The 13579-nt window shown below is 63.2% G+C and carries 12 protein-coding genes; 5 read left to right on the forward strand and 7 right to left on the reverse strand.

Translation table 11 applies throughout. The annotated features are described in order from the left end of the window. On the forward strand, positions 1 to 290 hold a 290-nt coding region (locus Q7V15_RS14315), incomplete at its 5' end, for a hypothetical protein (protein ID WP_304756399.1). A gap of 33 nt (positions 291 to 323) precedes the next feature. On the opposite strand, the gene Q7V15_RS14320 is transcribed toward Q7V15_RS14315, so the two are convergent. Then, positions 324 to 533, reverse strand: coding sequence for a hypothetical protein (locus Q7V15_RS14320; protein WP_304756400.1), 210 nt, complete (start codon positions 531 to 533; stop codon positions 324 to 326). Between the two features lie 497 nt (positions 534 to 1030). On the opposite strand from Q7V15_RS14320, the gene Q7V15_RS14325 reads away from it, so the two are divergent. From Q7V15_RS14325 to Q7V15_RS14335, 3 genes are all read left to right on the forward strand, one after another. Next, positions 1031 to 1183, forward strand: coding sequence for a hypothetical protein (locus tag Q7V15_RS14325; protein WP_304756401.1), 153 nt, complete (start codon positions 1031 to 1033; stop codon positions 1181 to 1183). A gap of 762 nt (positions 1184 to 1945) precedes the next feature. Continuing rightward, positions 1946 to 2416 (forward strand): hypothetical protein, encoded by a 471-nt coding sequence (locus Q7V15_RS14330; RefSeq protein WP_304756402.1) that lies wholly within the window; start codon positions 1946 to 1948, stop codon positions 2414 to 2416. Between the two features lie 137 nt (positions 2417 to 2553). Beyond that, positions 2554 to 3069, forward strand: coding sequence for a hypothetical protein (locus Q7V15_RS14335; protein WP_304756403.1), 516 nt, complete (start codon positions 2554 to 2556; stop codon positions 3067 to 3069). Between the two features lie 155 nt (positions 3070 to 3224). Here Q7V15_RS14335 and Q7V15_RS14340 read toward each other — a convergent pair whose 3' ends face one another. The 6 genes from Q7V15_RS14340 to Q7V15_RS14365 form a co-directional block, all read right to left on the reverse strand. Then, positions 3225 to 3848: a class I SAM-dependent methyltransferase gene (locus tag Q7V15_RS14340; RefSeq protein WP_304756405.1), complete on the reverse strand. Its 624-nt coding sequence runs from the start codon at positions 3846 to 3848 to the stop codon at positions 3225 to 3227. Positions 3849 to 4138: 290 nt separating this feature from the next. Further along, positions 4139 to 6175 carry a TonB-dependent receptor domain-containing protein gene (locus Q7V15_RS14345; RefSeq protein ID WP_304756407.1) on the reverse strand — a complete coding sequence of 679 codons (2037 nt, stop codon included), beginning with the start codon at positions 6173 to 6175 and terminating at the stop codon, positions 4139 to 4141. Next, positions 6175 to 6873: an ABC transporter ATP-binding protein gene (locus Q7V15_RS14350; protein ID WP_304756409.1), complete on the reverse strand. Its 699-nt coding sequence runs from the start codon at positions 6871 to 6873 to the stop codon at positions 6175 to 6177. The genes Q7V15_RS14345 and Q7V15_RS14350 overlap by 1 nt, the downstream gene beginning before the upstream one ends. A gap of 10 nt (positions 6874 to 6883) precedes the next feature. Continuing rightward, positions 6884 to 8329: a DUF3526 domain-containing protein gene (locus tag Q7V15_RS14355; RefSeq protein ID WP_304756410.1), complete on the reverse strand. Its 1446-nt coding sequence runs from the start codon at positions 8327 to 8329 to the stop codon at positions 6884 to 6886. Next, on the reverse strand, positions 8326 to 9744 hold the full coding sequence (locus Q7V15_RS14360) for a DUF3526 domain-containing protein (RefSeq protein ID WP_304756411.1): 1419 nt from the start codon (positions 9742 to 9744) through the stop codon (positions 8326 to 8328). Before Q7V15_RS14360 ends, Q7V15_RS14355 begins: the two co-directional genes overlap by 4 nt. Before the next feature lie 11 nt (positions 9745 to 9755). Beyond that, positions 9756 to 11816, reverse strand: coding sequence for a TonB-dependent siderophore receptor (locus Q7V15_RS14365; protein WP_304756412.1), 2061 nt, complete (start codon positions 11814 to 11816; stop codon positions 9756 to 9758). Positions 11817 to 12639: 823 nt separating this feature from the next. Here Q7V15_RS14365 and Q7V15_RS14370 point away from each other — a divergent pair. Further along, positions 12640 to 13050: a CBS domain-containing protein gene (locus Q7V15_RS14370; RefSeq protein WP_304756413.1), complete on the forward strand. Its 411-nt coding sequence runs from the start codon at positions 12640 to 12642 to the stop codon at positions 13048 to 13050. Positions 13051 to 13579 lie beyond the last annotated feature (529 nt).

A 13579-nucleotide genomic window follows, 5' to 3' on the forward strand; every position in this document is an offset into this window, starting at 1 on the left:
CACGGCTGGGGCAAGCGGCCTATGCCGTCGCCCCTGCTCTCACCGAGCATTCGGTCGGGGCGGTCTTTCGTTGGCTGTTGGGAGGAGCAAAGCCGGCGCCCACCACCGACGGCTCCCTGCTGGTCCCGATCCCAGAAGGCGTGGACACCAGCGGTCACTGGCTGGCCAGGAAGAAGCTGCCTTCGGCCCATGTTATCAGCGGCGGCCTTGCGGCGATGGCTTTGGCGGGGCTGGCCGGGCTCACAGTGCGCCAACTCGCCAAGCGCGCGTCGCCCCATGACCCTCGATGACGTCGGGAGACCCAGCGGCCTCCCGAGCTCAACTCAGCGATTGTCCCGGCCGCGCTGGTCCGGATTAGCGCCGCCACCCAACCCGGAGTCGTTCTTAACATCGCCTTCGACGGTGTTGTCGCCTTCAAGAGGCGCCAGCCCCTCGCGGCGGTTCAGGCCAGACGATTGCCCAATGCCAGGATTGCGCTCCAGGTCGTCCGGCGGATTGACGGGCTGGTTGTCAGGGTCAGGGTGCTTGCTCATCTCCAGGGCCTCCGTTCAGGTTCTGCTCTCGTCTGACGTGAACCAGACAGCCGCAGCGAGGTTCCAGCTTCGGCTCCCTCGGCCGCCCTGGACGAGGAACTAGCCTTGAACGATCGGAGGAAGCACCGATGCCGAACGCTTTGTGATCGGCGGGCTGGTCGATGTGAAAGAGCGCTAGCGCGTGCTGGACCAGATTCCGTCACCCTATGCCACGGCCTTGGCCACCACCTCACATTGAAAGTCGGCGCCACAGCGGAAGAAGGCGCGCCTTTCGCCTCCAATCAGGCGGCGTGGGCCGCTGCGCCGCCTTCGATGTCAGTGGGTGCTCGGTTGACTTTAGGGGACGCTAACTGCCGTCCCCCGGACGAGATCTCACCCCTGGGGGGCGTGATCCTGGCAGCGGCGACCGGCCCGCAGTGCGCGTCAAAGGGTCGATTGCTATTGGCGCCGATCGGGCGTCTGATGACGGGCCCACATATGGCGTGACGGAGGCGCTCATGTCGCCTGCTGACCTCAAAAGGCTGAATGTCGAGCACTTCGAGCGCGTTCTTGCGCGGACCACAGACCTGACAGAGCGCGCGAAAATCGCCAGGTTCATTGTTGAAGAACTCGCCGAGCCAGATCGCGCCTACCCCGTCCCTCGTCCCTGACATCCAGCCGTTCAGGTTCATGCATATGTTCAGCGGCGGCCTTTCGTAAGCACGGGCAATCCTGGGCTCTTGCGATCTACAAGACCGCCGCGAGGCACGCCTCAAAGTGCAAGGCGCGCGCACGGCTAGAAAGGCGCGGGCCCGCGCTTATTATTCAGGGAACGCCAGCAATATCATGTATTGCGGACTTCATTTTTTTTCGGAGAGCCGAATTTTATTTAAATAAGAAATCCGTATTTGAATTTTCACCCGTCTACCCGGGGCTCACCCGTCGCTTAATATTGGTGAGAAACGAAATTATCAGGATCCTTCCGCCCGTTTTTTCAGGGCACGATCTATACGATTACTTGCAAATAAACCTGCTGGTGGGCCCGGCAGGACTCGAAACGTCTGGAAATTATGTATTCCACACAGATAGTTAGGGCCTGCGCCCAGTAGACATACCCACACCTCTACCAACCGGGCCAAGAAGGTCGAATCTCGTGGAGCAGAAAACCCTGCCGGCGGCCACCACGAACGGAAGGTCCGCAGCGGGCTCAATGGCGACCTTGGGAGAGTCCGCTTTTCGGCAGTCTGCGCAGTCGCTCCGAGAGGAGGCCAATCGATCCACAGCTCAGGGCGATGGTGACCGTCTGGCCTCGTGGTGAAGAAGCTCGGCCACCGTCGGCGTGGCTTCACCCACTCAGCACGAGAGATTTAGGCGCTTTCAACCTTTGCGAGCGACATCATCCGCGCTGACCTTATCAGATATGGAGGCCGAACATGCACTTCGGCAAACGCGTTACCCGTCCGGAAACAATCGCGCCCAATTTGACCAAGAACCGAATGTCGCTGCTGTCCTGCTTAGCGGGTACCGCCGTTTGTTGCGCAAGCTATATTGGGTTCTCGCCAGCAGTACTTGGCCTTGAAGCCCTCACAGCCGACACGGTCGAAAGTTACAACCTTGGGCGGTTAATCTTATCCATGGCGGGTAGCCTGCCTATAATGGCGGTTGTATTTTTCGTTTCTATGCTCACCTCACAACTGCTACATATAAAATCACGCAACAGTACGGTGATTGTTTTTATCGCATTTCCCGCTCTTGTTGCTGTTCTAATTGTCTCAGCGATGCTGACAATTCTGACGGGCAACCCTCCCGATGATCCATGGCTACCCATATTGGTCGCTATAGCTGCATCATCAGGCGGGTTGGCGATGAAGGTCACCCTCCTTCTTCGCGACACTCGCGGGTGAAACCCAATTTCCGGAAGGTTGCCAAGAGGCGGTGCCTGGAAATGGCGCGAGATCGACCAAACGCCCAGTACTCCGAGCAGATTCGATGAAATGGGGAGCCCGCGTTGACATGTGTGCTGATTGGCCAAAGCGGCTGCGTGTTTGACTCATCCGCTACGGCTGCGTGGGCGCAAGCTTTCCTGAGCTTCGTGGCCATCGTCGTTTCGGGATATCTCGCCGCAAAGGTCGCGGGACGGCCAACGCTTACGGCCCGACACCAACGGCTTGCAGCGCTCTCTGGCTTGGTTGGCGTGGCCCGGCAGATAATTAAGGCAGCACAGGCGGAAGCAAGCGCTGTGGGCAATAGCACGTCGTCAAGCCCAGCCTTTGATCTCAACCGCTTCGACCGTACGATCGACGCGCTGAAGACGATCCCTATCCTCGAGGTTTCGCCGGGCATTCTCGTAGAAGACCTGATCGAGCTCCAGGAAAACCTGACGTCAGCGCGCGACGAGATGGCAAAGCTGCTCCGTGACGCGCCTTCCGGCATAGGCGTCTACAACACCGCATTGTTCTACGAAGGGGCAAGGCGGCACGCCGAAGAACTTGAGCGCAAACTGATTATCGAAGCGATGGCGGCAGCAAGGGCTGAACGCCGTTGGTGGCAACCCTGAGCAGGTGCGGCGCCAATGCCGGGTTCCTGGAAAGGCCCGAACTTCCGCTAGGGGCGCATCCTTGCTGCCCGGTGCCCACCCCCACCCTCAACGGTAGCGAGGCTTAGGGATCGAGACGACCCTCTATGGCTTACCTCTGGCAATGCCCGTGCACACTATCCCCCCAGAGCGGCCGTCACGAGGTAGCGCGCTGCTGACCCAGGACGGCAGCGGTCGAGCTCTGGGAAGGGGCCGACCCGCAGCACCCGAAATCCCGCACGCCCGAGCATGGCGGCCACCGGCTGCGCGCTGGACAGGGCGGCGAACGGCTGCCGTTGCAGAGCCTCGGAACTCCAGGCCGCTTCGGGCCAAAACCCATCGACGAGCATGAGGCGTCCGTCCGGCGCAATCCACCGCCGCCAAGTTGAGAATGTCTCGAGGGGTTCAGTCAGGTGACACAACACCTGACGGCAGACAATCCAGTCGAACGTGCCCGGCGCGAAGAGATCCGTCGCGTCCGCTGAGCCGGCGACAAAGTCCTCGCGCGCCAAGTCTGGGTGGCTTGCGAGACCCTGTTTGATCATCGCCGATGATGGCTCAAGCCCCGTCACCAGAAGGCCTGCGGCCTTGAGGACACGGGTCAGCAATCCTGTGCCCGCGCCTATGTCGAGTACGCGGCCGGTGAGGTCTGCGTTGGCGAGCCGCCGCAGCTCAGCCAGCCAAAGCGTCCCCTCGCCTTCCGGCAGGGCGTGCTCATCTTCAGCCTCATACTGGGAGGCGACGGCTTGATCATAGCCCATCGCTTGGCCTCGTCTGGATCGTCAAACCGCGTCCCGCCTCACGGAGCGGACGCGGGGGAACGGCTTCGCCACGGCAGGGGTTTGAGCGCCGCCGGATGGCCAGTCGTACCGATGGATCAGCCAAGTCGGCAATAGTCGACGGATCGTTGCCAACTATGGCGGATGACGGTGCACAGCCCATCGGACGTGCTTGTGATTTATATCATAATAAAAAAACAGCCGAGCTTCAGGTCGTCGAGTTGTCTCGCCAGGGTGCGGACCTCGCCAGGACCTGTCTGGCGAACGGTGGCCTAGAACTTCCCGCTTATGGTCAGGCTGATGAACGCGGGCTTCCTTGTGCTCCGCCTCTCTATCCGCAGGGGGGGCCCTGATCGTTCCTCAACGAAGAAGCTTCGCTTGCGCTTTGAACGCTGAACGTCGGCGTTCTTCAGCGCTAAGCGGAGACGAACAGGTTGGACGGCCGTCGTCTCAATGAAACCACCGAAATACCCGTAGGTGGTCGCCTCATCGATCTGGTCAAGAAAGTAGATCGCGCCTTCATTGATCGCCTTGTAGGTGAGGCCCCAGGCAAAGGGCCGGCCCGGCGGGTCATGACGGAACTCCAGGTCGATGTTTGGGGAGTAGACTTCTGACAGGGGACGGATCGCGCCTGTCAGCGGATCATCGAACTCGCTGTCGAATACGGAGCCTGAGCCGGTCAGGCGGGCGCCGGCCAGCAAAGGAGTCAGCGGCACGGTGAAGTTAAACTTGGCGCCGGTGACGACCGCATCGCCGGCATTGGCCAGACCAGGCGCGCCTGAGGGGAGCAAGATGATCTCCAGCACGTCGGAGCGGTGTTCGCGAAAGAGCTCTAGATTGACGGCCGTATCACCAGGCCCTCGCCAGTCCACCGAACCATACCAGCGCGTCGTCTGATCCGGCCCAAGATCTGGATTGCCGGCGTTCGCCGTCTGGTCATTCAGGTCGGCTGAGGCTGCAAAATCGCGGAAGTCGAGCTGTCCCACCGTGCGCCGGACGCCTGCCCTGACGAGGGTACGAGGCTGCGCCCGCCAGGCAATCGCCGCCGAAGGCTTGACGAAAGTGAAGCGCTGACGGCCTGTCGCGTCACCTCTGAGTGAGATCTCGGAGGTTTCCGCCGCCAGTCCGGCCTCGAACGACCAGCGGCGCGAAAGCGTCCAGTTCAGATTGGCGAAGACCTCACCTCGCAACTCTTCAACGACGACATTTGCGGCGGGCAAGGCGATAGGCGTCAGGCCTCCACCGTCGTCGAAAGCCAGATCGAGCTCGCTGTTAAGCCGGTTGTAGGCCAGCTCCCCACCGACTTCGGGCCGCAAGGCGCGAGCTTCGGCGGGCGTCGCCGTTGTCCGAATGATCGCCTCGAAGGCCTTGGTCTCGGCGGCAAGCGTACTCGCTGTCAGGCGGGTCCCGTCCGCAAGGTAGCGACCGTCGAACTGCGCCTCGGAGTCGCCCTGCCCTGACGCCAGGCTGACGAGCTTCCAGTTCCAGCCAGAGACGTCCCTGGCATAGTCTGCGCCGACCTCAAAGGAGAGCCTGTCCCGGCCCAAGGTGGACATGAGCGCTTGGTCGGGGCCGCCCGTCGCCGGGCGGCCAAGCCACACCTCGCCTGGCTGCTCGAAGTGATAGTCATACCACCCGAGCCGCCCGTTGAGGGTCAGGTCACCCGCGGCGAAGGGCCGACGCGCTTCGCCCGCGACATAGGCCTCGGCAAGGGTCGAGGGTAGATTGGTTTTTACTACGGAGGTGAGCTGTCCCGCCGCATCACGCAGCACGCGCTCTCCTCGGAAGGGAAACTCCTCCCAATAGGCCCGCGCGCGAACCGAGGTCTCCCAACCAGCGATACTGCGGGCATAACTGACCTCCCCCCGGGGATAGATCACGTTGTTGCCGTTCCGCTCCAGCTCGAGCGACCAGGTTCCGGAGGCCCCGCCCCGGACACGAACCACGTTCAGGATCAATGACTGCCCCTGCGCCTCGGCGGTAGCGGCGTTGCGGACGACATCGATGCGCTCCACCTGCGCAGCCGGAATGCGGGACAAGGCTTCGGAGATGCTTGACTTGGACGAGGGCCGGGCGCCATCGACCAGGACGTTCCCCCCGCCGGCTCCGAAGCCCCGCAATTCCTGGTCGCCGTCGTCTAGCGCGAAACCCGGGGTCCGCAACACCATGTCGAGCGCGCTCTGCGGACGGAACTGATCGTAGTAGTCATTGGGATAGCCCACCACATCCCGCGACGGGGCCTGGGCCTCTACGGCCGTGCCGTAGTTCATGAGCCCCAGGACAACGGCTGAGACGCCCAGACGACGCATCAGGCCATCTCGCCCAGATAGAGCGCCTCAAGTTCAGTGGCGCTGATTTCGGAGGCCGGGAGCTCTCGGCGCAACACGCCGCCCCGCATGATACCGACCCGGCTGGCTACGTCTCTGGCGCGGAAGATGTCGTGGGTCGCCATCAGCACCGCCACACCCCCTAGCGCCAGTTTCTCGAGGAGGCGGCTGAACTCGTAACTGGCGCTCGGGTCCAAACCACTGGTCGGCTCATCAAGGAGCAGGCCGCGCGCATGTTTGGCGAGGGCGATCGCCACACCGACCTTTTGCCGCATACCTTTGGAGTAGCCGGAGATGCGCTGATCGAAGGCCTGTTCCTGCAAGCCAGCCTCGGTCAGCAGCGAGCGCCTCTCCGCGGCGGTCGTTCTGCGTCCGCCCAGCTCGGCGAAATAGGCAAGATTCTCGTCGCCACTGAGCTGAGGATAAAGGTTCACCTGTTCGGGGATATAGGCGAGCAGGGCGCGCGCGCCCTGAGGGTCAATGGCTGGATCGACGCCATCGACCAGCACACGTCCACCGTCCGGCGTGACGAAACCTAGAAAGCAGTTGACGGTCGTCGTCTTGCCCGCCCCGTTGGGACCCAACAGGGCATAGACCTCACCGGCATCGACCCTGAGATCCAAGGACTGCAGAGCGACGTGGTCGCCGAACCGCTTGTGCAGCTTTTCCGCTATCAGCATCTGTATTCCCCTAAGGCCCCGCCCTGCGAAGGCGCATCCACGCAAGAGCCGCCGCCAACAGGAAGCCGGCCAACAGCCCACCTAAGGGCGTGATCGCCCGCACAAGGCGAACCGCCCCGGCCTCAGACACCGGGCTGGCCGTTGGGAGATCGTCATAGTCAGCCAAGGTGAGCGATCGACGGCTGGCGAGTTTCACATCAAAGCGCTCGCGCCAGGCCGCCTGAAATTGCTCGGTCGCGTCGAAGGCGGCTAGCCGGCGCTCCGGGGCGAATCCTGCAAGATCATCGGTCAACCGTTTGATCATCAGCGGCGGGCTGAGAAAGGCCGCCAACCGGAGGCGGCGCGCCTGGGCTACCTGCCTGACGTGAATCTCCCTGGCGTGTGGGAAGAAGACTTGGTCCAACACCACCTGACGCGGGTAATAGGTCTCTACGAAATACTCCTCGTACTCGCTGAACGGGCCACGGACGGGCCGTCGCTCAGGATTCGCCCCGTAGTAGGTCTCGCGAACCTCGGCGCTGCGTTCGGCGAGGTCGTTCTGTAGGGCGCGGTACTGGAGCACATAGGTTAGGCGGTCTGGAGCCGCCGCCCCGACCGCAACCCATTGGGCCGCCAAAACGGGCGTCACGAGCGAGAGGGTGATCCAGATCGTCAGGAGGGCGACGCCGGCGGCTGCGGCATGCCGCAGCCGCGCATTCAAGCTTGCCGACAGGGCCAGCCAGAAGCCGATATAGAGCCCAAGCGACCCCAGCCAGACGACGAGGTCGGGCAGGTTGTGCACGAGTTGGTCGAGCGGCGCGGCTGCGACGACTCCGGCCGTGGCGATGCACCCGATGACCCCAAACGTCGCCAGAAAGACAACCCCCAGCCTTCCAAGGACGATCTTGCTCAGCGGCGTTCCGCTGCTGGCGATCAAGGGCGAAATCTGAGTCTCGCGATCGCCGGCCAGGACATCGTAGCTGAGGACAAGGAGAACGATCGGCAGCAGCCACGCGACCACGAAGATGAGGTCGAGAGGGCCATCAACCCGGTTGGTTGGGTTTTCAATGGTCTCGTTTTGCTGGCCGTATCGACTGGCCATTGAGACCGCAATGATGTCGTTCCCCTCTCGGGCCGGTCCCGCCGATAGGGGCGCAAGGGCGCCCGGCGGCGTGACGACAGGGGCCTTGTGGCTCATCACCACGAGGTCGGCACGGGCTGGATTGACAAACATGCCCGTCTCGATGCGCCCCGCCTGAAGATCGATGAAGGCTGCACGCTTCTGAGCCCAGGTCTCCGCGTGCTGCTCCAACGCTACAGCCTGATGGGCGCGGGTCTCCAATGTCCGGATCGTGCCCCCAAAAACCGCCCAGCCCGAGATCAACGCAAGCGCAATGATCAGGGCGACGGAAAGCGGCGTCGCCAGAAACGTCCGCGTTTCCAGGACGAGCAAACGGCCAAGTCGGGCGCCGCTCATGGGCGTAGCCTTTGTGCTGCGAATGCAAGAAGCCCCAGGGCCCCAAACAGCCACGCCACCAGGATGGAAACCGCCGGCCACTGGGCGCGAAGCGCCCAGCCAAGCCCTGGCTCCTGATAGGTGAACGGCGGGGCGAGCGCCCATGTCTCCCGCCCGGCATTCATTTCCCAGGCCTGGCCACGGGTCCCCGCCACGATGGCCTCGTTCATCTGGACGTTGAAGGCGCGGCGATACTCTTCCGCAGCCGCCGCAAAATGCTGGTAGTGCGCCCAATCCATCCCGGCAAATCCATGGGATGCCGCTCGCGCCGCCAGATAGGGCGCAAAAACACTGAGCACAGTCCGGATCTGCTGTTGGCGGTCGTAGGTTGCGAGCAGCTGCGCGTGATGCCGGTCGGCGACCTCGTTGGTCCAGGCGTCCATCGCCTGCATCCGTAGACCGGAGAAGCCCACCGGCGCCTCATCGAGCGAGGACAGGCCGTACTCGGCCTTCACGCTGTCTTCGAGCGCCGCGAGTTGGTCGTCCCAGCCTGGTCTCTCGCCATAACCGCCGTTGAACTCGTCGCGAATAACCGACGCGTAAACTGCCGCATCAGGCGTCGGGGCGATCCGCAAGGTCAGAAGCGAGGCGGCCCGCGGGGCTAGAACCGATCCCGCCACCCACAAGCTCAACACGACGACAAGGGCGCCCCGCGACGTGCGAGAAAAGGCCGACACCGCCACGCCGATGGCCAGCAGGCCGAGCAGGTAGACAAGGGTCGCGCCAAGCGCCGCCGCCGTGCGCCCGATCGCCGCCCAGACGGCGCCTTCAGCGGCGGCCCAGGCCGTAGTGGCGATAAGCAAGATGGCGAACGGGACAAGCGGAAGCAGAAGGGCCGCCACCAGCCCAAGACACTTGCCGCCGATCCAGCGGCGCGGGGAGATCCCTTGGGCCAGGATCTGCCGCATGACCCCGGTCTCGCGGTCCCGCGCCACCGACAACGCGCCCAACACCATGGCGAACAGCCCCCCGAGCAATTGCAGGAGGGCGGCGCCGCTCGTCTCCCCAAGGCCAGGGGAAGCGGTCAGATCATCGTCGGCAGGCGCATGCGAGAACGCCGCATTGCTGTGGGCTTGCAGCCAAAGCGTGCGACCGGCGAATGGCCGCAGACCGGGCTCGAAGACCGCCAGTGGGGTCTCTGGTTTGGCGACGTACATGCCGTAGGCGGCGGCCCGGTGCGGGTGCTTTGGTCCTTGGTTCAGCCACTGGGCGTAGGACTCCTCAGCAAACCTCACGCGTTGGGCCTCGCCCTTCTCGTACTGCGCCCAGCCGACAACGGTCGCCGCCGAGAGCAACAGCAAAAGCAACAGAGCCGCTATTGCCAAGCGGCCGTCTCTGAGCTGAAGCTGAAGTTCACGCCGGGCGACGGAGAGCACCGAGCGGGACCCTAGAAGCTGTAGGTGGCGCGAAGCGTGGCCGCCCGCGGTTCCTGCGGCAGGATCGTCGTGCCGGTGAGATCGTAGATCTTCTCGTCGCCGAGATTGCGGATATTGAGCTGCAACTCGACGTCGCCGAAATCGTAGGCCGCCATCACATCGACCCGTGTGTAACTCGGAAGTGTCCAGGCATTGTTGGGGAGCGCTGCCTGACGGTCATCAACATAGTAGGCCCCGGCCCCAACCGCCCAGCCAGTGAGCGGCCCCTCCAGGAACTCATATTTTGTCCAGACGCTCGCGCTCCATTCGGCCGCGCCCGGCAGCTTCGAGCCCACGGCGATGCGGTTGTCCTTTGACACCTCGGCATCGATCCAGGAGGCGCTGGCGATCAGGTCCCAACCGGGCGTCAGTTCGCCCGACACATCCAGTTCGACGCCGCGCGAGCGTTGCTCGCCGGTCTGGACGCGGAACATCGGGTTGGTGGGGTCGGGCGTGGAGACATTCTCCTTTCGGATCTCGTAGAGCGCCACGCTGACCTTCGCCTTGCCGCCCAGAAGGTCCTGTTTGACACCGACCTCAACCTGCTCGCCCGTCTCGGGTTCGAGGTTCTCACCTCCCAGTGTGCGGCCACTGGTGATCGGCACGAAAGAGCGGCCATAACTGGCATAGAGGCTCGTCGCGTCGCTCGGCTGATAGACGACCCCAATCTGAGGACTGATCGCATCATCGCGGCTGTCACGAACCAAGGCGCCTGTCATCAGGTTGACGCTGCGGTTGTCGACCTGATCGTAGCGAACACCGGCCAGGATGTTCCAGCGGGAGCCGATCTTGATAAAGTCCTGAATATAGAGCGCCTTGGCGTCAGCATTCAGCTGATCAGCAAACAGCCGGAAGCCGGGCTCAGGGCGAGCGCCATAGACCGGCGCAAACAGGTCGATCGAGGCAAGGGGCTGAAGCAGGAAGTCATAGGCCTGCTTGGTCCTGTATTGTTCAACACCAACCGTCAGCTTGTGCTGAAGTTGGCCCGTTTCAAATGCGACCAGAAGATCAACCTGAAGGTTGTCAACCATGCTCTTTTCGTCGGTGGCGTAGGCTACTCGGGACACGGTCCGGCCGTTTGTGATCGCCAAGGGCGAGCGCAAATTATAGTCCCCGTCGGTCTCGGAGTGGCCCAACACAGCCCGTAGGCGCAGAGCATCTGAGAAGGCGTGCTCAAGGGTCGCCGAGGTGAAGATCGACTGAACGTCGTTCACGCCGTTGGCCTCGCCCAGGAACCTCTCGATAGGAACCGCAAAGCTGACAGGGCTGCGCGGCAGTCCCAGGTCCCAGACGAACTCGCTCTGCTTGTACTCGGCCTCCAAGGTCAGCTTCGTGCGCTCAGCGATATTGAAGGCCACGACGGGGGCCAGAAATTTGCTGCTGGAAGTCACCTCATCGCGATAGCTGCCATTATCTTCATAAGCGCCGTTGAGGCGAAAAGCTGCGCGGTCACCGAGCGCGCCCCCAAGGTCGACCTCTCCGCGATAGCGCTCGAAGCTGCCCACCAGGGCCCGAACGCGACCGAAGGAATCCGGCGTGGGCTGCTTGGTGACGGTATTGGTGATGCCGCCTGGATTGACTGCGCCGTAAAGAATGGAGGCCGGTCCTTTCAAGACCTCGAAGCGTTCTACATTGGCGATGTCGCGGAGGGTGTAGAAGCCCGGATCTCGCAGACCATTGCGAAGCGTCAGAAATGATTGGTCGAAGCCGCGAATGAACGCGCCAAAATTCTGCGTGCCGCCATAGCCCATCTTGCGCTGAGCGCCCGAGACGTTGTCCAACGCCTCCCCCAGCTGGGTGATTCCGCGGTCCTCGATCAGTTCCTGCGGCACGACGCTGACTGAGAGCGGCAGGTCGTCAAGGAGCACCGGGAAACGAAGGCCGGTCACGGTGTCTGCTGCGCTGTAGTTTTCCACAGGACGCGCGGTGACAAGCAATTCCGCCACCGACGCTACGTCGTCTGCCGCCTGGCTGCCGCTGGCCGTCGCAAGGGTAAACAAACCCGCGCCGATGAACAAACCCGTCCGAAACATTGGAGACCCCCCGAGGAAGCCGGAAGCGTTAAGTTATAACATTACGACTCACAAGCGCCCGATTGTCTCGACCGCCTCTTTTCCCCTCTATGACCCCCTTTGTGCACGGTCGAGACCAAGGTCTGCCCTCCTGGAAGGACTCAGACATGGCCCGCGCGTGGTTGTGGTGACCGATAGATCGGCTTCGGGACCGCGATGATGGCGGGCATGATCGAGCGACAGTACGCGGTCGTATCGACCGTGCCTGGATCGATCACGGCCTCGCCATTAAGCTCACGGCGCCTGGCACCATCGAACCCGCCCCGGCCTGACGGTCGGTGCTCTGTGCCCGCTCGTTCAAAACAGGCGAAGTTGCTTAATCAGCCGCTGATGACGCCGGACGGGCGGTACATTGTGGTTCGAGGCCGGCTATGGCGCGCCATCAATCCGGGGCTCGCATCAGAGGTGCGTGCGCAGCTTGTACAGGATCTGATGACCGCGCGGCGCGATGTCCGATCCGCGCGCCGGAAGCCGACCGTACCGCCCTCGCTGACGCTGGCTTCAGGGTGGAGACCGCGAAGATCGGCTTGGGTGAGCGGGGCCCGGTACGGTGGGAAGACGGCGCGCCCGAGCTTAACCGGCGAATGGCCCGGACGACGCCCTATGCGGAATGGTCTCGGGCGGTCGAGCCCAAGGGAGCAGCGACGGCTTAGGCGTCAAGTATGGCTCCGGGTGGCCGGCCCCCTCAGACGCGCGATAGGGGCAGCAATTTAGCAAGGTGGACAGCTGAGGCCGGAACGGCTCGTGCGGGCAGTCGTTGATCTGGCCAGGCAGGAGCTTCCACATGAAAATTTCTGACGTAATGAGCCGCGCCCCCCAAGTCGCCAAACCCAGCGACACGATCGCGGCCGTTGCGCGCCGCATGTCGGAGATCGACTCCGGCGTGCTGCCGGTCGTTGAGGGCGACGAGATCGTTGGGGTAATCACGGACCGCGACATCGTTATCCGGGTGGTCGGCGAGGACCGCGACAACGAGATCTGCGTCTCGGAGGTCATGACCTCACCAGTCGTGACCTGCGTCGAAAGCGAGAGCCTCAAGGTCGCAACCAAGAAGATGGCGGAGTTGCAGATGCGGCGGATGGTCATCGTCGACGGGGCGGGCAAGCTGGTCGGCATCCTGTCGCTGGGGGACGTCGCGCGCGAGGACTCGGCCAGGACGGTCGGGCACACCCTGGAAGACATCTCCGAAGGCTGAACTGTCGCGGCGTCGCCTACCTCTATTGGCCTCTTTGCGGGGCTCGAGTGTCCCTGGATGGCTAGGTAACGGGGCAGGTCGCCCCGTAGGTCGCCTCAATGAGACAGCGTCTGCAAGGTGTCTGGCGCGGATCTGGAAGTGGGCTCCGGCTGGAGATGGAGGCCATGGCCATTCCTGAGAAGCTTGGCCCCACCTAAGTCAGATCCAGAATGATGGGCGAACAGTTGTCGAGGCCATCCCGGCCGCCGCACCCGCATCGACAGCTGCTCCACCTGCCCCGCCGCTCCAGAGGCTGCTGATGGAGGAGCTCCAGTTGAGGTCGATTCCGCCCGACCGAGCGGGCTCGTCCTGCGCCCGCGTTGGCAGCCTCCCATCGCACTGTAGGATTAGCGCGGGGCGCGCCTGGGCGGCGCTCCCGGGCTGGCGCTCCCGGGCTGGCGCTCAAGCTACCACTGCGGGAGGCGGGTCAAGCCGGTGCTGCACTAAGGACGAATCAAGGGACTTGCCGACACCTACGCCCATCGACACA

The organism is Phenylobacterium sp. (assembly GCF_030651755.1).
Classification (GTDB): Bacteria; Pseudomonadota; Alphaproteobacteria; order Caulobacterales; family Caulobacteraceae; genus Phenylobacterium.